General features: G+C 69.5%; 19 protein-coding genes. 10 read left to right on the forward strand and 9 right to left on the reverse strand.

Annotated features, from left to right (window positions below; translation table 11 throughout):
* From EPAKOI_RS19120 to EPAKOI_RS19150, 7 genes are read right to left on the reverse strand one after another with little or no spacing between them, the layout of a single operon-like run.
* The gene (locus EPAKOI_RS19120) at positions 1-897 is read right to left on the reverse strand and encodes a polysaccharide deacetylase family protein (protein WP_423194314.1); all 897 of its coding nucleotides are present in this window, start codon (positions 895-897) and stop codon (positions 1-3) included.
* Between the two features lie 7 nt (positions 898-904).
* Positions 905-1,957, reverse strand: coding sequence for a bifunctional UDP-4-keto-pentose/UDP-xylose synthase (locus tag EPAKOI_RS19125; protein WP_124685189.1), 1,053 nt, complete (start codon positions 1,955-1,957; stop codon positions 905-907).
* 10 nt (positions 1,958-1,967) lie between these two features.
* The gene (locus EPAKOI_RS19130; RefSeq protein ID WP_423194315.1) at positions 1,968-2,891 is read right to left on the reverse strand and encodes a formyltransferase; all 924 of its coding nucleotides are present in this window, start codon (positions 2,889-2,891) and stop codon (positions 1,968-1,970) included.
* Positions 2,879-3,871 carry a glycosyltransferase gene (locus tag EPAKOI_RS19135; RefSeq protein WP_124685187.1) on the reverse strand — a complete coding sequence of 331 codons (993 nt, stop codon included), beginning with the start codon at positions 3,869-3,871 and terminating at the stop codon, positions 2,879-2,881. The genes EPAKOI_RS19130 and EPAKOI_RS19135 overlap by 13 nt, the downstream gene beginning before the upstream one ends.
* Complete coding sequence (locus EPAKOI_RS19140; protein ID WP_423194316.1) at positions 3,850-5,025, reverse strand: DegT/DnrJ/EryC1/StrS family aminotransferase; 1,176 nt, start codon at positions 5,023-5,025, stop codon at positions 3,850-3,852. The genes EPAKOI_RS19135 and EPAKOI_RS19140 overlap by 22 nt, the downstream gene beginning before the upstream one ends.
* Before the next feature lie 4 nt (positions 5,026-5,029).
* A complete protein-coding gene (locus EPAKOI_RS19145; protein ID WP_124685185.1) occupies positions 5,030-5,401 on the reverse strand; it encodes an SMR family transporter in 372 nt (123 codons plus the stop codon).
* Positions 5,398-7,113 (reverse strand): glycosyltransferase family 39 protein, encoded by a 1,716-nt coding sequence (locus EPAKOI_RS19150; protein ID WP_423194317.1) that lies wholly within the window; start codon positions 7,111-7,113, stop codon positions 5,398-5,400. Before EPAKOI_RS19150 ends, EPAKOI_RS19145 begins: the two co-directional genes overlap by 4 nt.
* A gap of 409 nt (positions 7,114-7,522) precedes the next feature.
* Here EPAKOI_RS19150 and EPAKOI_RS19155 point away from each other — a divergent pair, with 409 nt between their 5' ends.
* On the forward strand, positions 7,523-8,362 hold the full coding sequence (locus EPAKOI_RS19155; protein ID WP_253700240.1) for a hypothetical protein: 840 nt from the start codon (positions 7,523-7,525) through the stop codon (positions 8,360-8,362).
* Between the two features lie 93 nt (positions 8,363-8,455).
* Here the strand turns inward: EPAKOI_RS19155 and EPAKOI_RS19160 are convergent, their stop codons facing one another.
* A complete protein-coding gene (locus EPAKOI_RS19160; protein WP_423194318.1) occupies positions 8,456-8,737 on the reverse strand; it encodes an amino acid ABC transporter permease in 282 nt (93 codons plus the stop codon).
* A gap of 156 nt (positions 8,738-8,893) precedes the next feature.
* Positions 8,894-9,796: an amino acid ABC transporter substrate-binding protein gene (locus tag EPAKOI_RS19165; protein WP_423194319.1), complete on the reverse strand. Its 903-nt coding sequence runs from the start codon at positions 9,794-9,796 to the stop codon at positions 8,894-8,896.
* A gap of 242 nt (positions 9,797-10,038) precedes the next feature.
* On the opposite strand from EPAKOI_RS19165, the gene EPAKOI_RS19170 reads away from it, so the two are divergent.
* From EPAKOI_RS19170 to EPAKOI_RS19210, 9 genes are all read left to right on the forward strand, one after another.
* The gene (locus EPAKOI_RS19170; protein WP_423194320.1) at positions 10,039-11,142 is read left to right on the forward strand and encodes an acyltransferase family protein; all 1,104 of its coding nucleotides are present in this window, start codon (positions 10,039-10,041) and stop codon (positions 11,140-11,142) included.
* 276 nt (positions 11,143-11,418) lie between these two features.
* Positions 11,419-12,657 carry a GTP cyclohydrolase II gene (locus tag EPAKOI_RS19175; RefSeq protein WP_124685180.1) on the forward strand — a complete coding sequence of 413 codons (1,239 nt, stop codon included), beginning with the start codon at positions 11,419-11,421 and terminating at the stop codon, positions 12,655-12,657.
* Positions 12,654-13,961 carry a URC4/urg3 family protein gene (locus EPAKOI_RS19180; RefSeq protein ID WP_423194321.1) on the forward strand — a complete coding sequence of 436 codons (1,308 nt, stop codon included), beginning with the start codon at positions 12,654-12,656 and terminating at the stop codon, positions 13,959-13,961. The genes EPAKOI_RS19175 and EPAKOI_RS19180 overlap by 4 nt, the downstream gene beginning before the upstream one ends.
* A gap of 111 nt (positions 13,962-14,072) precedes the next feature.
* Positions 14,073-14,762 carry a uracil phosphoribosyltransferase gene (gene upp / locus EPAKOI_RS19185; RefSeq protein ID WP_124685178.1) on the forward strand — a complete coding sequence of 230 codons (690 nt, stop codon included), beginning with the start codon at positions 14,073-14,075 and terminating at the stop codon, positions 14,760-14,762.
* 28 nt (positions 14,763-14,790) lie between these two features.
* Entirely contained in the window at positions 14,791-15,480 is a 690-nt protein-coding gene (locus EPAKOI_RS19190; RefSeq protein ID WP_409559005.1) for a TetR/AcrR family transcriptional regulator, read from the forward strand.
* 54 nt (positions 15,481-15,534) lie between these two features.
* On the forward strand, positions 15,535-16,542 hold the full coding sequence (locus tag EPAKOI_RS19195; protein ID WP_423194322.1) for a BMP family protein: 1,008 nt from the start codon (positions 15,535-15,537) through the stop codon (positions 16,540-16,542).
* A gap of 75 nt (positions 16,543-16,617) precedes the next feature.
* Positions 16,618-18,177: an ABC transporter ATP-binding protein gene (locus tag EPAKOI_RS19200; protein WP_423194323.1), complete on the forward strand. Its 1,560-nt coding sequence runs from the start codon at positions 16,618-16,620 to the stop codon at positions 18,175-18,177.
* Positions 18,167-19,258, forward strand: a complete 1,092-nt coding sequence (locus EPAKOI_RS19205) for an ABC transporter permease (protein WP_423194324.1) — start codon at positions 18,167-18,169, stop codon at positions 19,256-19,258. Before EPAKOI_RS19200 ends, EPAKOI_RS19205 begins: the two co-directional genes overlap by 11 nt.
* Complete coding sequence (locus tag EPAKOI_RS19210) at positions 19,255-20,208, forward strand: ABC transporter permease (RefSeq protein WP_124686660.1); 954 nt, start codon at positions 19,255-19,257, stop codon at positions 20,206-20,208. Before EPAKOI_RS19205 ends, EPAKOI_RS19210 begins: the two co-directional genes overlap by 4 nt.
* Positions 20,209-20,223 lie beyond the last annotated feature (15 nt).

Here is a 20,223-nt window from a genome sequence, read left to right on the forward strand (position 1 = left end):
TCAGCGCTGCGGCTGGAGGATCAGTTCGCCGCTGCGGCCGGGAATCTCGCCCCAGGCGACGGGCTGCGCCGGCAGCGACGCCGCGTCGAGGTGGCGATGGTAGGTGGCCATCGACACCAGTTCGTGGCCCTGGGCGCGCCAGCCGGCCAGCAGGCGCCGGAACACGGGCGCCAGCTTGCCGCCTTCCAGTTCGGTGTGGAGCGTGAAGACGTGGTCGGCGTCGCCTTCGGTGAGCTTCAGCACCGCGTGGTGGACGTTGTCCTCGGTCAGGTCGTCCACGCCGATCAGTTCGTCGAGCGTGGGCAGCGTGGTCGGCATTTGCACGTGCCGGCACGGCTGGCCGGCCACGGTGGGCCGGTACGGGCCGGTGCCGCGCCCGTCTGAGGCGTAGGCCATGCCCCAGTCGTCGATCTGGCGGAACGCCTCGTCGTTCATCTGCCAGCCGGCCGCGCCATGGGTGGGCGGCGGCGCGCCGAAGATGTCGGTAAAGCGGTCGAACGACTGCTGCATCTGGCGGCGCGTCCAGCCGGCGTCGCGCGTGCGCACGTTGTCCTGCCAGTAGACGTGGTCCCAGGTGTGGATGCCGCACTCGTGGCCCGCGGCGGCGGCCGCGCGCATCTCGGCGGCGGCGCGGCGGCCGATGTCGGGGCCGGGCAGCAGCACGCCGTACATCAGCGTGCGCAGGCCGTAGTTGGACACCACCGACGTGCGCGACACCTTCTTCAGGAAGCCGGGCCGGAACACGCGCCGCAGCGCCCAGCCGGTGTGGTCCGGCCCCAGGCTGAACAGGAACGTGGCGTCGGCCTGCACGGCCGACAGCATCGACAGCAGCGCCGGCACGCCCTCGCGCGTGCCGCGCAGCGTGTCGACGTCTACCTTCAGGCAAATGCGGGCCATGGACGGATCAGTTGTCGCCGTCGACCAGCGTGCGGGCGTCCACCACCTTGTCGCGGTACGCCTCGAAGATGCGGCGCAGCGCCTGCTCCATCGTCACCTCGGGCTTCCAGCCCAGCTCCTGCACCGTGTTGTCGATCTTCGGCACGCGGTGCTGCACGTCCTGGTAGCCCTTGCCGTAGAAGTCGCCCGACGACGTTTCCACGATTCGGGTCTGGCGCGCGTAGTCGGCGTACTCGGGGTACTCGGCCGCCATCGACAGCATCATCTCGGCCAGCTCGCGCACCGAGTGGATGTTGGCCGGGTTGCCGATGTTGAAGATCTTGCCGCTGGCCACGCCGTTCTTGTTCTCGATGATCTGCATCAGCGCCGAGATGCCGTCCGAGATATCGGCGAACGCGCGCTTCTGGGCGCCGCCGTCGACGAGCTTGATCGGCTCGCCGCGCACGATATGGCCCAGGAACTGCGTCACCACGCGCGACGAGCCTTCCTTCGACTCGAAGATCGAGTCCAGCCCGGCGCCAATCCAGTTGAACGGGCGGAACAGCGTGTAGTTCAGGCCCTGCTCCATGCCGTAGGCGTGGATCACGCGGTCCATCAGTTGCTTGGAGCAGGCGTAGATCCAGCGCGGCTTGTTGATCGGGCCGTAGACCAGCGACGACGCCTCGGGATCGAATTCGTCATCGGTGCACATGCCATAGACCTCGGAGGTCGACGGGAACACCAGGTGCTTGCCGTACTTCACGGCGCTGCGCACGATCGGCAGGTTGGCCTCGAAGTCCAGCTCGAACACGCGCAGCGGGTTGCGGACGTAGGTGGCCGGCGTGGCGATGGCCACCAGCGGCAGGATCACGTCGCACTTGCGGATGTTGTACTCGACCCACTCCTTGTTGATCGTGATGTCACCCTCGGAGAAATGCATGCGCGGGTGGTTCACCAGGTCGCCAAGGCGGTCGGACGCCATGTCCATGCCGTAGACCTCCCACTGCGTGGTCTCCAGGATGCGGCGCGTCAGGTGGTGGCCAATGAAGCCGTTGACGCCAAGAATCAGGACCTTTTTCATCGCTATCCTTTCAATGCTGTGCGGTGATGTTCTGGAATTCGGGGGCGGACACGGGGTCCGCATGGTCGGCGCTGCTGCCCTGCAGCAGTTGCAGCACCCGTAGCGCGCCGCCGTCGCCACAGATGGCGACGATGCGGCCGTCCACGACGTGCAGGCCCGGTGGCAGCCCGCCGGGTACGGCGGCGGCGTCCAGCCGGCGCGCCTGGGCCACGATGAAGCGGCGGCCGCCCAGGTCTGTGAACGCGCCGGGGTAGGGCGGCGCCACGGCGCGGATCAGGTTGTAGACGGCTGCCGCGGGCTGCCGGAAATCGATCCGGCCGTCCTCGGGCTTGCGGCCCGAGAAGTAGCTGCCGTCGGCCAGCCGGTTCGGGCGCTTGGGCGTCTGGCCCGCCTTCATGGCGGGCAGCACGCGCCAGAGCGTCTGCTCGGCGGCCACGGTGACTTTCTCGAAGACCTGCCCGGCGGTGTCGTCGGGCAGGATCGGCACGGCGGTCTGGTCGACGATGTAGCCGGCGTCGGGCTTGGCTTCCATCGCGTGCAGCGTGGCGCCGGTCTCGGTCTCGCCATGCAGCACGGCCCAGTTCACGGGCACGCGGCCCCGGTACGTGGGCAGCAGCGAGCCGTGCATGTTGAAGGCGCCGCGTGGCGCGATGGCCAGCACGTCGGCCGGGATCATCGCGCGGTAGTAGAACGAGAAGATCACGTCGGGCGCGGCGGCGCGGATCGCGTCGGCCAGCGCCGGATCTGCCGGGTCCTCGCCATAGACGAAGGACAGGTTCAACTCCGCGGCGGTGTCCGCCACGCGCTGGAACCAGATGTTCTCGTCGGGCCGGTCGCGATGGGTGACCACCAGCGCCACGTCCACGCCCTGCGCGTGCAGCACGCGCAGGCAGCGGTCGCCGACGTTGTGATAGGCAAAGACTACGGCGCGCACGATGCCTCCGGTTGGCCGTCACGTTCGGGGTCGCGCTCCAGCACCGCCTGGATGCGGTAGCGCGGCCGGTCGCGGACTTCCTGGTAGATCCGGCCGATGTACTCGCCCAGCAGGCCGATGCCGAACAGCATGATGCCGATCAGGAAGAAGTTGAAGGCGAACAGCGTGAACACGCCCTGGACTTCAGAGCCCAGGATGAAACGCCGGATCAGCAGCACTACGAACAGCCCGGCCGACGTGATCGACAGCATCGTGCCGATGGCCGAGAACCACTGCAGCGGCACGATCGAGAAGCCGGTCACGAGGTCGAAGTTCAGCCGGATGAGCTGGTAGAGCGAGTATTTCGACTCCCCGGCGTGGCGCTGCTCGTGGCCCACCTCGATCTCGACCGGGTTCGACGAGAACGTGTAGGCCAGCGCCGGGATGAACGTGTTGACCTCGCGGCACGCGTTGATCGTGTCGATGATGTTCCGGTCGTAGGCGCGCAGCATGCAGCCCTGGTCCGTCATCTTGATCTTGGTGATGCGCTCGCGCAGCCGGTTCATCGCGCGCGACGCATAGCGCCGGAACGCCGTGTCGTTGCGCTGGCGCCGGATGGTGCCCACGTAGTCGTGGCCCTTGCGCATCTCGGCCACCAGGCGCGGGATTTCCTCGGGCGGGTTCTGCAGGTCGGCGTCCAGCGTGATGACGATGCGCCCGCGCGTGTGCTCGAAGCCGGCCAGGATGGCCATGTGCTGGCCGAAGTTGCCGTTGAACAGGATCACGCGCGTCACGTCGGGGCGCTTGTGGTACTGCGCGGCCAGCATCGCCGGCGAGCGGTCCGCGCTGCCGTCGTTGACGAAGATGATCTCGTACGATTCGCCCAGGCTGTCCAGCGCCGGATAGACGCGGTCGAACAGCGCCTGCAGGCCGTCTTCCTCGTTGTAGACGGGAATAACGACCGAGACCTCGACGGGACTTAGTGAGAGAGACGTTTGCATGTTTCGCTGAGGGTTGCGCAAACCCGCTCGACGTCGGCGGCCTGCATGGCCGGGAACAACGGCAACGTCACGATGCCGCGGCCAATGCGCTCGGCATGCGGCAGCATGCCCTCGCGCCAGCCCAGCGAGCGGAAATAGGTAAACAGGTGCACGGGCGGGTAGTGGACACCGGTGCCCACGCCGAGGTCGCGCATGGCTTCCATCACGCGGCGGCGCGCGTCGGCCGGGCCGCCTTCGAGCCGGTCGGTTGGCAGCACCACCTGGAACATGTGCCAGTTCGTGGTGGCGACGTCGGCGTCGCGCGGCACGGGCAGTTCGATGCCCAGGTCGGCCAGGCCCAGGTCGGCCGCACAGCGGAAATAGGTCTCGGCCAGCGCGGCGCGGCGGGCGGTGATGCCATCGAGCTGCGCCAGTTGCGCCAGCCCGATCGCCGCGTTCACGTCGGTCAGGTTGAACTTGCCGCCCGGTTCCTCGACGTCCATGCCGTCCATGCCGGTGCGGATCACGCCCTGCAGCCGCAGGCGCTCGGCGCGCCGGGCTTCCTCGGGTGTGTTCATGACCAGGCAGCCGCCTTCGACAGTCGTGATGTTCTTGTTGGCCTGGAAGCTGAAGCTGACCAGGTCGCCAAACGCGCCAATGCGCTGGCCGCGCCAGCGCGAGTCGATGGCCTGCGCGGCGTCCTCGATGACCCGCAGGCCGTGGCGCCCCGCAATGGCGTAGAGCCGGTCCATGTCGACCGGCAGGCCGGACAGGTACACCGGCATGATGGCGCGCGTGCGTGGCGTGATGGCGGCCTCCACGGCGTCCAGGTCGATGTTGCGCGTGACCGGGTCGATGTCGACGAACACCGGCCTGGCGCCCACGGCCAGCACCACGTTGGCCGTGGCCACCCAGGTGATCGGCGTGGTGATGACCTCGTCGCCCGGGCCGATGTCGGCGATGCGCAGCGCAATCTCCATCGTGGCCGAGCCGTTGGAGAACGTGCGCACGGGCCGGCCGCCGAACAGGTCGGACAGCGCCGCCTCGAACGCCTGCACCTTGGGGCCGGACGTGATCCAGCCCGATGCCAGCACCTTGCCCACTTCGGCAATGGTCGCGTCGTCGATCTGGGGGCGGACGAACGGCAGGAAATCCTGCGGAGCGGAAGCAGTCATGGGGTCAGGAACGGGCAATCAGGAAAACGCCAGCGAGTATCAGCACGATGCCGGCCATGCGCAAGGGGCCGATCATCTCCCCGAACAGCCACCACGCGGCCAGCGCGTTGACCACGTAGCCAAGCGACAGCATCGGGTAGGCGATGGAAACGTCCACGCGCGAGAGCCCGACGATCCACACGCCCACGCTGATCACGTAGCAGGTCAGCCCGGCGATCACCGGCCACTGGGTCAGCACGCGGAACGCCGTGGTCAGGATCGTCGCGCGTTCCAGCGTGATGGCGCCCACGGCGTTGGTGCCGGCCTTGAGCAGCAGCTGCGCGCAGGCGTTGAGCAGCACGCCCGTGAGGATGAAAGCGAAAGTCGACAGGGTCATGGGGTGTTCCGGGGCGCCGGGGCCGGCGGCGGGAAATTGCTGGCGACCACGCGCCGCAGGTCGCGCGCCACCACGTAGAGCGGCACCTGGCGCGCCGCCAGGCTGTCATACATGTCCGGCGACATGATGGCGAGCGCGGGCTGGCCGTCCTGCCACTTGGCGATGAACGCGTCGAGCGTCGGGATCCACTTGTCCGGCTCTTGCTCGGTGCCGAACGACAGCTCGTCGGCAGCTTCGACCATGGTCAGCGTGCGGCCAAGATAGAACGGCAGCGTGTGATCCAGCATGCGCACGCCGTAGATCGGCATGTCGTCCTTGAGCGCGGCCTTGATGGCCGGCAGCATGTCCACGCCCGACGCGCGGCGGCCCATGACCTCGTGGCCCATCAGGCCGATGGTGCAGGTCAGGAACATCGACAGCGCGAACGCGGTGATGCTCGGGAACAGCCCGCGGGATTCCAGCAGCCGGCGCGCCAGCAGCATCCCGGCCAGCAGCACCGCAAACGCCACGCCCACATAGACGGCGAACGCGCGGAACACGACGTTGGGATTGCTCGGCCGGTCCAGCGTGGCCACGATGGGCGCGGCGATCAGCCCCACCACGGCCAGCACCAGCAGCGCGTTGATCTGGCGCTTCCAGGACCGCTCGTTGATCTGGTCCAGCGCCACGGCGGCCAGGATGGCCAGTGCCGGGAACACCGGCACGATATAGCCGGGCAGCTTGGAGCCGGACAGGCTGAAGAACACGAAGATCGCGCCAAACCAGACCAGGCTCAGCAGCGCCGGCTGGAACGGCTTGCCGCCCACGCCGCGCGCGGCACCGGCGCGGTCGCGCACCACGTCCCACATGCGCGGCACCAGGCCCAGCCACGGCAGCATGCCGGCCACCAGCAGCGGCACGAAGAACCAGATCGACCCCTTGCGCGCGTGCACGGTGGACGTGTAGCGGTCCCAGTGCTCGTGGATGAAGAAGAAATGCGGGAATTCGGGGTTGCGCGACGATACCAGCCAGAACCACGGCACGGTCACCGCCAGCAGCACGACGATGCCGGGCACCAGGTGCAGCCGGCGCCAGAGGCCATAGTCGCGCGTCAGCAGCGTGTAGACCACCAGCACCAGCCCCGGCAGCGCGATGCCGACCAGCCCCTTGGTCAGGATGGCCACGCCCATCGTCACCCAGCAGGCCAGCATCCAGCCCAGCCGCGCGCGCGGCGTGGCCTCGGGGTGCTGGGCCAGCAGCATGCTCGCCAGCACGCAGGCCAGCGCGCCGGACAGCGTCATGTCGAGCGAGTTGAAATGGCCGGTCACGCTCCACATCGGCATGGCCAGCAGCGCCAGCCCGGCCAGCAGGCCCGCGCGGCACCCAAACCAGCGCGCGGTGGCCAGCATCGTCACGCCCAGCCCGGCAATGCCGGACAGCGCCACGCACAGCCGGGCCTGCCAGTCGCCCACGCCGAACAGCTCGTAGGCCAGCGTGGTCACCCACAGGTGGAAGGGCGGCTTTTCGAAGTACTTGAGGGCGTTGTAGCGAATGGTGACCCAGTCGCCGGTGGCGAACATCTCGCGGGAAATCTCGGCGTAGCGGCCTTCGTCCGGGCGTAGCAGGTGGCGGGCATCGAGGGTACCGAACCAGACCAGCAGGACGCCGATGACAACGAGCGCAACCATGCCGACTGGCAGCCCGGCTTGGCGCGTGGGCGAAGAACTACGCATATCTCTCCTGAAATGGCCGGGGTCCCGGAGGCTGTTCGTCAGGTGGCCCGGTGGCGGACTCCCCACAACGCGGCATGGCGCGAATTGGTGGACAAGGGGTCCGACACGGGCCGCGCGGCAGGCGCCGCAGGGCCCGCACGCCACGTACGCAGGCGCCGGGCGGCATCCACGGGCGCGCAATGTTAGCACGAGCGCATGGCGCCGCCGGCCGTTTCGGGTCAGGCCGGCGCGGCGACCGGGCGTTCCCGGAAATTGACCCCGAAGCCCCATTTCCGCCGCGCGGATTTCGCGCAATACTTGCGCCATTCCGGCACCTACCCCCGCAGACACTGACCTGGCGGCCGCCGGCCACTGATTTGGAAAGATCCCCATGACCCGGGCGCCGAGGCTCTTGTTGTTGTCCGCCGTGATGTCCCTGCTTGCCGCGGTGACGCCGGCGGCATTCGCGCAGGCGTCGGCGCCCGATGCCGCGCCGGTGTCCGGCATGTCGCCGCCGATGCCCGCCGCCGCCGCGCTCTGCGACGCGCCGTGGTTCCGCTCGGGTTCCCGCGTCCAGATGGAGGGCGACGGGACGATGCCGCTGTCGATCACCATGACCTTGCGGGAAGTGATGCGTACGGCACGTGGATGCAGCGCCCAGCTCGAAGTCCGCTCCAAGTCGGCGTTTGCGGCGCTGATGGGCCCGCCGGTGGTCATGGATCAGGTCCACGAGATCAACATCGACCGCAACGCGGCCACCTCGCGCACCCGCATCGACAGCCGCAACGCCGTCATCAACGCCCGGGCCCGCTATGCGCGGATGTTCGGCGAGGCGTCGTTCACGGGCAGCGGCGTCTTCAACTACGCCGGCGTGGACATCAAGGAAGGCGCCATCCTGGAGGGCGAGACCTTCCAGTCCAGCGTGGCGCTGAAGATCTACCCGCTGGGCAAGGACGAGGTGGTCGGCAGCATGCAGGCGCTGCATGCGTCGATCATCGTCGGCTCCCGGCACGTCGGTCGCAAGCAGATGATCAACACGGTGATGGGCCGCAAGGAGTGCATGCCGATCACCTACGAGAAACGCACGTCGCTGGGGCCGCTGATGGTGGGCGACGAAATCCTGCAACTGGAACCGAGCGTGCTGCACGTGACCGACTGGTACTGCCCGATGGAAGCATTCGTGCTGCGCACGCAGATCCGGCAGAACAACGAGGTGTACCAGGTGGACGTGACGGCGCTGGAGATGGATCCGGTGGAGGCGGGGCGATAGCCGCCGCAGGTTGCCCGACCGCCCGGAAAGAAAAATGGAGCCTGACGCGGCTCCATTTTTTTGATGATCGGCCGCACATCGGCCGACCGCGCTTCAATTCGCCGGCGCCGCCTTCTTGGTCGACTTCTTGGCCTTCGGCTGCTTCGGGGCGGCCGTGGTCTGGTCGGTCAGGTCGGCGCGGGTGCTCTTGTTGGCGCCTTGCGAGTACGGGTCGAACTTGTCGCCCGACTTGGCGCCCTGGCTGTACGTGTCGAACTTCTCGCCGGCCTTGGCGCCCTGCGAGTACGGATCGAACGACTTCTTGTCCTGGGCCATGGCGGCTGCGGACGCGGTGGCCAGGCCCAGGGCGATGGCGGTGGCGATCAATTTGTGCATCGGGTTCTCCTCTGAGTTGCCGCCGGTGGGTTCCACGAAGGCGGTTCGTGTTGTCGCCGGGCCTACCGGACGGTAGAACCGGGCTCGGGCCAGTGTGGACAAGGGCTGGCGGGGCGTCAACTCAGGGGTTATCCGGGGGCGGCGCCCCGGAAATGGCTATTCCGTCACGGCGTCGGAGGGGTGCTTCCAGGCGTTGACGACCTCGGCGGACGGCGCCAGCGCCAGGTTGGTGCCGCGATTGCCGATCGGCTGCTGGAACCAGCGCTTCTGCAGCGCGGCGGCGTCCGGGCTGGCGAACGTGCGTGTCAGCGTCTGGTCGACCAGTTGCTTCCAGGCCGGATCGGCCTTCGACATCATCAGCGCGTTCTGCTCCACCGACAACGCCGGGCCGACGATCACGTACTGCGACGGGTCCTTCGACTTGGCGCGCAGGCCGGCCAGCAGCACGTCGTCCATGACGAAAGCCTGGGCGCGGCCCGTTTCCAGCAGCAGGAACGATTCGCCGTGGTCCTTGGCGTAGACGTCGTGGAAGCCGTACTCGCCCTTCAGGCGGCGCACGTGGCGGTCACCCGTGGAGCCGGCGCTGGTGACCACGGTCTTGCCGCGCAGGTCGCTGAACGACTGGATGCCCGCATCGGCCCGCACCAGCATCCGCACCGTCGACACGTAGTGCGACACGCTGAAAGCCACCTGCTTCTGGCGCTCCAGCGTATTGGTGTTGGGCGCGCAGTCCAGGTCGGCCAGGCCGTTGACGATGGCCGGCACGCGGTTCTGCGGGGTCAGCGGCAGCCAGCGCACCTTCAGGTCCTTCAGGCCGAGCTTCTGCTTGGCGGCGTCCGCCACGCGCAGGCACAGGTCCACAGCGTAGCCGGCGGGCTGGCCGCGATCGTCGGCGAACGAGAACGGCAACGCCGATTCGCGGTAGCCGAGCGTGATGGTGCCGGTCTCGCGGATCTTGTCGAGCACGGGGCTCTGGGCAAACGCGGCGGGCAGCGCGGTGGCGAGGGCGACGCCGGCCAGCAGGCGTCGGAGGGAAGGAAGGACAGCGGTCAGCGACATGGTCGGGGTCAGGCAGGGAAAGCCGCAAGGGTATACCCGCACCCGGCCCGCGCGAAGAATTTGTTTCTTATTAGCTAATGCACGGAAACGGGGCGCCACGGCCCGCGTGCAGTGGCGGATACGGCATCCGGCCGTAAGCCTTACATCCCGTTACCCTCGGCCCCCGCCGCGCCGGATTTCCGGCTGCACCGTTCCGGTACAATGCCGCCACTTTGTATCTTCCGCATAACAAAATAACGAAAATGAGCCCCCGTCCTTCCCGTCTGGCCTGTGTGGACGCACTGAAGGCGGTCAGCTCGCAGCTGATCGTGTGGCATCACCTGGCGTTCTACGGGCCGATGTCGGACGCCGCGCAGCCTCTGGCGCCGGGCCTGATCGGCTGGCTGGCCGACTACGCCCGCATCGCCGTGCAGGTCTTCCTGGTCATCAGCGGCTTCCTGGCCGCGCGCAGCCTGGCGCCGGACGGCTACCTGACCGTGGCCAATCCCGTCCTGACCGTCTGGCGCCGTTACCAGAAGCTGGTGGTGCCGTTCTCGGCCGCCATCCTCGTGGCGATTGCCGGCGCCGCCATCGCGCGCACGTGGATGCAGCACGATTCCATTCCCGCCGCGCCGCATCTGGCGCAGTTCGTCGCCCATGTGCTGCTGCTGCACAACATCCTGGACGTGGACGCGCTGTCGGCCGGCGTCTGGTATATCGCCATCGACCTGCAACTGTTTGCGCTGATGGTGGCGGTGCTCTGGCTGTCGCGCGCCGTGGCCCGCCAGGCGCTGCCGCTGGCGGTGCCCCTGGTGGCCGTGCTGGCCGGCGCGTCGCTGTTCTGGTTCAACCGCGACGCGGCCTGGGACATCTGGGCCGTCTACTTCTTCGGCGCCTACGGGCTGGGCGCGCTGGCGTTCTGGGCGTCGCATCCTGACCGCTCGCGCTGGGCGCTGGTGGCGCTGGCCGCGGTTGGCTTGGCGGCGCTGGCCGTCGATTTCCGCACGCGGATCGCGGTGGCGCTGGCGGCGGCGGTGCTGCTGGCGGTGTCGCGCCGGGGCGGCTGGCTTGAACACTGGCCGGGCGGCCGCCTGACGGCGTACTTCGGCAAGATCTCTTACTCGGTGTTCCTGGTCCACTTTCCGGTCTGCCTGGTGGTCAACGCCGTGGTCACGCACGTGGCGCCGGGCCGGCCGATGCTGAACGCGGCCGGCATGGTGTTCGCCTGGGTGGCCAGCAACGCCGCCGGCGCGGTCTTCCATCGCTATGTGGAGGCCGGCAACCCGGTGCGCGCCGTGGTGGGCTGGCTGACGGCCGGGCTGCCGAACCGCGCGCGCGGGCGGCTGGGGCAACGGGCCGGCGGCTAAACCCGCCCCCTCAAGCGCCAGAAGCGGCACGCATCCTTACCGGATCGTGCCGCTTTTTTATGGCGGGCTGGCCGGTGGATGCTGGTGCACGTGCACCGCGAAGTACCCGCGCGGCCCCGCATGTCCGTCCCCCGCCGCACCCGGCCGGTGCGTACGGGTCCTCACCAACCGTAACAACCCCACTTGGGCGTTGGCATGGACGTTGCCTAGTATGAACATGTAAACCTGACCATCTGGTCAGGATTCGTGTTCCGGTGCAGCACCGGGGAGGCGACCATGTCCGATCACATCGTCCTGACTTCGCACGCGCGGCGCGACAAGCCGGCGGAGCCCATCCAGTGGGGCGCGCCCACCGCCGCGGAGCGGGGGCCCGTGATCGCCAGCCTGACCGACCCCGCGCAGCGCAACGTCATCGGCACGCATGCGGGCGCCTATGCAATCTACCGCGCGCTGGCGGTGGCGTCGGGCAGCCTGCAGCGCGCGCACCGGCCGGACCTGACCGACACCGCGCCGGCCGAGGCCATCGGCCCGCACGCGCAATGGGGCGACCCGGACAAGATTGTCTCGCTCGACCCCTGGGGCCACCTGGTCTCCACGGTCTTCGCGGACCGCATCGCGGCCGGCTTCGACATCCGCCCGACCATCGCCATCACGCGCGCCCACATCAACATGCCCGAGCTGGGCGCCGCCATCGCGGCCGGCCGGCTCAAGCCCGATGGCGACATCCTCTATCCGAACGGCGACGTGCGCGTGACCAAGGCCGCCATCGACCCGGTCTGGTACCTGCCCGGCATCGCGCGGCGCTTCAACATCAAGGAAAGCATCCTGCGCCGCAGCCTGTTCGAGCAAACCGGCGGCATGTTTCCGGAACTGGTCACGCGGCCGGACCTGAAGGTCTTCCTGCCGCCCATCGGCGGCATGACGCTCTACTTCTTCGGCGACATCAGCCAGCTCGGCAAGCCCGAGACGCGCGTGGCCTGCCGCGTGCACGACGAATGCAACGGCTCGGACGTGTTCGGCTCCGACATCTGCACCTGCCGGCCCTACCTGGCACACGGCATCGAGGTGTGCATCGAGATGGCCCAGCAGGGCGGCGTGGGGCTCGTGGTCTATAACCGCAAGGAGGGCCGGGCTTTGGGCGAGGTCACCAAGTTCCTGGTCTATAACGCTCGCAAGCGGCAGGTGGGCGGGGATCGCGCGGAGACGTACTTCGCGCGCACCGAATGCGTGGCCGGCGTGCAGGACATGCGGTTCCAGGAACTGATGCCCGACGTCTTCCACTGGCTCGGGATCCGGCGCATCGACCGCTGGGCCTCGATGAGCAACATGAAGCATGGCGCGCTGACCGCGCAGGGCATCGAGGTGGTGGAGCAGGTGGCCATCCCCGATGCGCTGATCCCGGCCGATGCGCGCGTGGAAATCGATGCGAAGGTGGCGGCGGGTTACTTCACCAGCTACACGCCGCCGGATGCCAACGAACTCGCCCTGGCAAAGGGCAGGGGGTTGAACGAATGAACGAACATTCCGCAGGAGGTACGACCGGACACGAACCCGGCACGGGCAGCGGCTGGCACAGCCCGGTGCCGGCCGACCACCCCGCCGCGGCGCTGCTGAGCGGCCAGGCGGTGCGCACGCATTGCGCGGCCGTGACCGAATTCGTCGCATCCGGCGAGTCCGAACGCTTTACCTGGCATCCGGACCGGGTGCATGCCATCGCCGACTACGTGGCCGCCACGATCCGGCGCCGCTACCCGGACCTGAAGGTGCCGTACCACAGCCGCTGGCGCCATTTCGAGAGCGGCGGGCCGGGCCAGGAATCGATCAACCGCTGGCAGATCCTGTGCGAGCGCGCGGGCATGTCGGGCGCCGACCACTGCGCGGAACGCGCGCGCATCGGCATCGACCTCGTCATCCCGAGCGTGCTGCTCGATGCCGGCGCGGGGCCGGACTGGCGCTACCGCGACCCGGCCAGCGACATGATGCTGACGCGGTCCGAAGGGCTGGGCGTGGCCAGCTTCGACCTGTTCGCGCGCGGCGGCTTCTCGGCCGAGCCGGGCGATCCGCTGCGCGCCGATGCCGAGCGGCTGGCCCGCATCGACGCGTCGACCATCGCCACGGCTTTCCAGGTGGCGCAGCACAACCCGCTGGTGGGGCTGGAAGGCCGCGCCGGGCTGCTGCGCCGGCTGGGCGAGGTGATGCAGGCCACGCCGGCCGTGTTCGGCACGCCGGCGCGGCTGGGCAACTTGTTCGACTACCTGGCCGCGCACGCGCAGGACCATCGGATCGAAGCGTCGTTCGTGCTGCGCACGCTGCTGGTGGCGCTGGGTCCGGTGTGGCCGGGCCGCGTGCAGATGGATGGCGTGTCGCTGGGCGACTGCTGGCGGCACCCGGCCGCGCCGGGCGGGCTGGTGCCATTCCACAAGCTCACGCAGTGGCTGACCTATTCGCTGCTGGAGCCGCTGGAGGACGGCGGCCTGACCGTGGTGGGCCTGGACGCGCTGACCGGCCTGCCCGAGTACCGCAACGGCGGCCTGCTCTACGACTTCGAACTGACCGTGCCGCGCGACCGCGCGTTTGCCAGCCGCGCCCATACGGTGGACGAGCCCGAGATCGTGGAATGGCGCGCGCTGACCGTGACTGGCCTGGATCTGGTGGCCGACGCGGTGCGCCAGGCGCTGGGCCTGAAGGCCGAGGATTTTCCGCTGGCGCGCGTGCTGGAAGGCGGCACCTGGGCGGCGGGGCGGCGCATCGCGGCGCAGCGCCGGCCGCCGGGTGGCCCGCCGCCGTTCGAGATCCAGAGCGACGGCACGGTGTTCTAGCGGCAGGACCACGAAGCATTCGCAGCGCAGGCATCGGCCGGCCGCCCCACCTGGCGGCCGGCGGCCCGCTGCGCCCGCACCGGGCGACACCCGGACAACCAGGAGCGCACCATGAACGACATGACCCACGCACCGACGGCCGTGGAGACCTTTGCCGAAACCAGCGCGGCCACGCCCGCCGTGATGGTGGTCAACCATCCGCTGGTGCAGCACAAGGTGACGCTGGTGCGCAGCGAGGAAACCACCACCGACAACTTCCGGCGACTGGTGCGCGAGATCAGCCAGCTGCTGACGTACGAGGCCACGCGCGACCTGGCGATGGAGACCATCGCCATCCGCACCCCCATCGCGCCGATGCAGTCGCCGGTGCTGTCCGGCAAGAAGCTCTGCCTGGTGTCGATCCTGCGCGCCGGCAACGGTTTCCTGGACGGCATGCTGGACCTGCTGCCGGCCGCGCGCGTCGGGCATATCGGCCTGTACCGCGACCCGGAAACGCTGGAGCCCATCGAGTACTACTTCAAGATGCCCGAGGACATCCACGAGCGCTTTGTGATCGTCGTGGACCCGATGCTGGCCACCGGCAACTCGGCCGTGGCGGCCATCAACCGGCTCAAGGAGGCCGGCGTGACGACGATGAAGTACGTCTGCCTGATCGCGTCGCGGCCCGGGCTGCGCGCGCTGCAGGCCGCGCATCCGGACGTGGCCATCGTCACCGCCGCCATCGACGAGCAGCTCAACGACCACGGCTACATCGTGCCGGGGCTGGGCGACGCCGGCGACCGGCTGTACGGCACCAAGTGACCGGCGGCCGACCGATGGACGACGCATGATGGACGCCAGGGTCCACGCACGCGCCGCGCCGCGCGCCGCCCCACCGGCGGGCGGCCGCATCCGGCAGGAGAACGAGGCGCTGATCCTGCGCGCGGCGGAGTACGTGTTTGCCCGGGCCGGCTTTGCCGGGGCCACCATGGCGGACATCGCCACGCGCGCCGGCGTGCCCAAGTCGAACCTGCACTACTACTTCCGCACCAAGCAGGCGCTGTACCGGGCCGTGCTGGCGCATACGCTGAGCCTGTGGCTGTCGGAGACCGACATCATCAGCGCCGACTACCCGCCGCGGCTGGCGCTGGAGCAGTACATCCGCGCCAAGATGCGGCTGTCGGCCAGCCACCCCGATGCCTCGCGCGTGTTCGCCAACGAACTGCTGCACGGCGCGCCCGAGATTGGCGGCGTGCTGCGCCAGGCGCTGCGCGAACTGGTGGCGCGCAAGGCGCTGGTGATCCGCGCCTGGATCGACGCCGGCCAGATGGCGCCGGTAGACCCGTACCACCTGTTTTTCACGATCTGGGCCGCCACGCAGACCTATGCCGATTTCGAGGCGCAGGTCTGCGCGGTGCTGGACGTCAGCGCGCTGGACGCGCAGGACTTCGAGCGCGCCACCGAGCACCTGGTGGCGCTGCTGCTACGCGGCTGCGGGCTGGCCCCGCCAGAGAGCGGGCCGGGCAGCCCTGCCGCCTGAGCCGGCGGCCATCCATCATCACCATCCACCAACCAGAAAAAGGGGAGTGAAGTCATGCAAAAGGGAAGCGTTCGCCGTACCTGGCTCAAGGCCGCCGCCGCAGCCGCCACGCTGGCGGCCGTCGGGCTGCCGCCGGCCGTCCACGCGCAGGCCAGGGTCAAGGTGGCCGCGGTCTACACGGTGCCCGTGGAGCAGCAGTGGGTGTCGCGCATCCACAAGGCGCTCAACGAGGCCAAGGGGCGCGGCGAGATCGACTATGTGTTCTCCGAGAGCGTGTCCAACGCCGACTACGAGCGCGTGATGCGCCAGTACGCCGAGCAGGGCGCCGGGCTGATCGTCGGGGAGTCGTTCGCGGTGGAAGGCGCGGCGCGCAAGGTGGCCAAGGACTATCCGAAGACGGCGTTCCTGATGGGGTCGTCGGGCAAGCCGCAGGCGCCGAATTTCTCGGTGTTCGACAACTACATCCAGGAGCCGTCGTACCTGACCGGCATGATCGCGGGCGGCATGACCAGGACCAACCATATCGGCATGGTGGGCGGCTACGCGATTCCCGAGGTCAACCGGCTGATGCACGCGTTCATGGAAGGCGCGCGCGAGGTGAACCCGAAGGTGAAGTTCACGGTGAGCTTCATCGGCTCGTGGTTCGACCCGCCCAAGGCCAAGGAAGCCGCCTTCGCGATGATCGACAAGGGCGCCGACGTGCTGTACGCCGAGCGCTTCGGCGTGTCGGACGCGGCCAAGGAACGCGGCAAGCTGGCCATCGGCAACGTCATCAACACCCAGCCGCAGTACCCGGCAACCGTGGTGGCGTCCGCGCTCTGGCACATGGAGCCGACCATCGCGGCCGCGCTGGCCAAGGTCAGGGCCGGCCAGTTCAGGAACGAGGACTACGGCCAGTATTCGCTGATGAAGTACAAGGGCGCGGAACTGGCGCCGCTGGGCACGTTCGAGGGCAAGGTGCCGGCCGACGTGATGACGAAGGTCCGCGCGAAGGAGAAGGCGATCCTCGACGGCAAGTTCGCGGTCAAGGCCGTGGAGACCGAGCCGAAGTCGACGCCGTAAGCGCGTTTGCCGATCCACCCTGCATCGCCCCGTTCCGCGCGGACGGGGCCGTATCCATTGCCTATCCCGACATCGATGTCCCAGGAACCGCCGGTGCTCCGGCTTTCGCATATCACCCGGCGGTTCGGCGCGCTGGTGGCCAACGACGATATCTCGCTGGACCTGCACCGTGGCGAGGTGCTGGCGCTGCTGGGCGAGAACGGCGCCGGCAAGAGCACGCTGGTCAATATCCTGTTTGGCCACTACGTGGCCGACGCCGGCACCGTGGAGGTAGACGGCGTGGCGCTGCCGCCGGGCAACCCGCGCGCCGCGCTGGCTGCCGGCATCGGAATGGTCCACCAGCATTTCACGCTGGCGGACAACCTGTCGGTGCTGGACAACATCCTGATCGGCACCGAACCGCTGTGGCGCTGGCGCCAGCGGCGCGGCGCCGCGCGGGCGCGCATCGACGACCTGGCCCGGCGCTTTGGCCTGGCCGTGCAGCCGCAGGCGCGCGTGGGATCGCTCTCCGTGGGCGAGCGCCAGCGCGTGGAGATCGTCAAGGCGCTGTATCGCGGCGCGCGCGTGCTGATCCTGGACGAACCCACCGCCGTGCTGACGCCGCAGGAGGTGGACAGCCTGTTTGCCACGCTGGCGCAGTTGATTGCCGAAGGGCTGTCGGTGATCTTCATCAGCCACAAGCTCGACGAGGTGCTGCGTGTCTCGCATCGCGTGGCGGTGCTGCGCGGCGGCCGGCTGGTGGCCGAGCGCGACGCGCGCGCCACGGGTAAGGCGGAACTGGCCGAGCTGATGGTGGGCCGCCGCGTGGAGATGCCGGTGCGCGCCGCGCCCACGGCCACGGGCGAAGTGGTGGCCCGGCTGGACCGCGTGACCGTGCCGGCCGTGGCCGGGCGGCCGGGCCTCAATGACGTGTCGCTGGCGCTGCATGCGGGCGAGATCGTCGGCATCGCGGGTGTCTCCGGCAACGGACAGGTGGCGCTGGCGGAACTGATGAGCGGCGTGGTGGCCGCGTCCGCGGGGCAGGTCACGCTGCACGGGCGGGCGCTGCCGGCCGCGCCGCGCCGCTGGATCGCGGCCGGCGTGGCGCGCATTCCCGAGGACCGCCACGCCGAGGGCGCGGTGGGCGACCTCGCGGTCTGGGAGAACGCCATCGTCGAGCAACTGGGCCAGCCCGGCTTTGTGCGGGGCGGCGTGATCCGGGGCCGCGCGGCGCGCCGGTTTGCGGGCGAACTGGTGCGGCGCTTCGACGTGCGCGGCGGCGGCATCGACGTGCCGACCCGCGCGCTGTCGGGCGGCAACATGCAGAAGCTGATTCTGGGCCGCGCGTTCTCGGTGCGCGGCACGCAGGCGCCGGTGCTGGTGGTGGCCAGCCAGCCGACCTGGGGGCTGGACATTGGCGCGGTGGCCTACGTGCGCGGCCAGCTGCTGGAGGCGGCGGCGCGCGGCGCGGCCGTGCTGCTGATTTCGGAAGACCTGGACGAACTGATGGCGCTGGCGGACCGCATCGCGGTGATTCACGCGGGCCGGCTGGGCGCCGCGCGCGCCACGCCGGCCTGGACGCTCGGCACGATTGGCCTGGCGATGGCCGGCGCCGATGGCGGCCATGCCGACGCGGAGGTGGCCCATGCGGCTTGAAGCCCGTTCCGCGGTGTCGCGTGCCGCGCTGGTCATGGCGCCGGTGGGCGCCATCGTTGTCACGTTGCTGATCTGTGCGCTGCTGGTGGCGGCCGCCGGCGCGCCGGTCGGCCGGGCCTACCTGTTGCTGCTGGAAGGCGGATTCGGCTCGCGCTTTGCGTGGTCCGAGACGCTGACGCGCGCCACGCCGCTGATCCTGACCGGCCTGGCCGTGGCGGTGGCGTTCCGCACGCGGCTGTTCAACATCGGCGCCGAGGGCCAGTTGTACCTGGGCGCGCTGGCGGCGGTGGCCGTGGGCGGGCAGGTCGATGGCGCGGCGGCGCCGTGGGCCGCGTCGCTGCCGCCGGGCGTACTGTTCGGCCTGATGGTGGCGGCCGGCATGCTGGCCGGCGCGCTGTTGCTGCTGCTGCCGGCCATGCTCAAGACAAGGCTCGGCGTGGACGAGGTGGTGACCACGCTGCTGCTGAACTTCATCGTCCTGCTGGGCGTGTCGACGATGCTCGACGGGCCGATGAAGGACCCGCTGGCGATGGGCTGGCCGCAGTCGGTGGCGCTGGTGCCCGAGCTGGAACTGGCGCGGCTGCTGGAGCGATCGCGCGTGCACAGCGGCCTGCTGGCGGCCGTCGGCCTGGCGGTGCTGGTCTGGGCCGTCAACCGCTTCACGGTGTTCGGGCTGCAGATGCGCGCGGTGGGCGCCAACGCGCGCGCCGCCGCGTTTGCCGGCATGCCGGTGGCGCGCGTGACGCTGCTGGCGGCGATGCTGTCCGGCGCGCTGGCGGGGCTGGCCGGCGTGGTGGAGGTGGCCGGGCGCACCGGCTACCTGACGCTCGACATGTCGCCCGGCTATGGCTACACCGGCGTGGTGATCGCCATGCTGGCGGGGCTGCATCCGATTGGCGTGGTGGCGTCGGCGGTGTTCGTGGCCGGCATTCTGGTGGGCGCGGACGGCATGAGCCGCGCGGTGGGCGTGCCCAATGCCATCGCCGACGTGATCGTCGCCGTGGCGCTGCTGGCCATGCTGGTGGCGACGATGCTGACCCGCTATCGCATCCGCTTCGACCGGATCGGGAAGGTGGCCTGATGGAACTGTTCGATATCGTGGCCGGCGCGCCGTTCTGGATCGCGGTGCTGCGTGTGGCCACGCCGCTGATTTTCGGCACGCTCGGCGTGCTGCTGTGCGAGCGCGCGGGCGTGCTCAACCTTGGCATCGAGGGAATCATGGTGGCCGGGGCGTTCTCCGGCTGGCTGGCCGTCTACCAGGGCGCGCCGCTTTGGGGCGGCGTGGCGGTGGCCGCGGCGGTGGGGCTGGCGTTCGGGCTGCTGCATGGCTGGCTGACTGTGTCGATGGCGCTGTCGCAGCACGTGTCCGGGCTGGGCGTGACGATGCTGGCCACGAGCTTGTCCTACTACGCCTACCGGCTGGGCTTTGCGCAGGTATCGACGCCGCCGACGATCACCCCGTTCCCGCCGATGACAGGGTGGGCCGGCGTGCCGCTGGTGGGCACCGTGATGGCCGCCGAGACCGCGCTGACGCTGCTGGCCCTGCTGATGGCGCCGCTGCTGGCGTGGCTGCTCTACCGCACGCCGCTGGGGCTGGCGCTGCGGATGGTTGGCGAGAATCCGGCCGCGGCCGAGGGGCAGGGCATCCGCGTGGGCATGGTGCGCATCGGCGCGATCATGGCCGGGTCGGCGCTGATGGCCGTGGGCGGGGCGTTCCTGACGCTGTCGGCGTTCAATGCGTTCTTCTTCAACATGATCAACGGGCGCGGCTGGATCTGCGTGGCGCTGGTGGTGTTCGCGTCGTGGCGGCCGGGGCGCGCGCTGCTGGGCGCGGTGCTGTTCGCCGCGTTCGACGCGCTGCAGCTGCGGCTGCAGCAGGGCGGCGCCAGCCTGCCGGGGCTGCCGCCGCTGCCGTACCAGATCTACCTGATGCTGCCGTATATCCTGTCGATCCTTGCGCTGGTACTGGTGGCGCGGCGCGCGGCCTATCCGCAGGCGCTGATGAAGCCGTACCGCAAGGGCGAGCGCTGACCCTGCAACCGAATC

Origin of the sequence: Cupriavidus sp. H18C2 (genome assembly GCF_049393795.1) — a bacterium.
Taxonomy (GTDB): Bacteria; Pseudomonadota; Gammaproteobacteria; order Burkholderiales; family Burkholderiaceae; genus Cupriavidus; species Cupriavidus pauculus_C.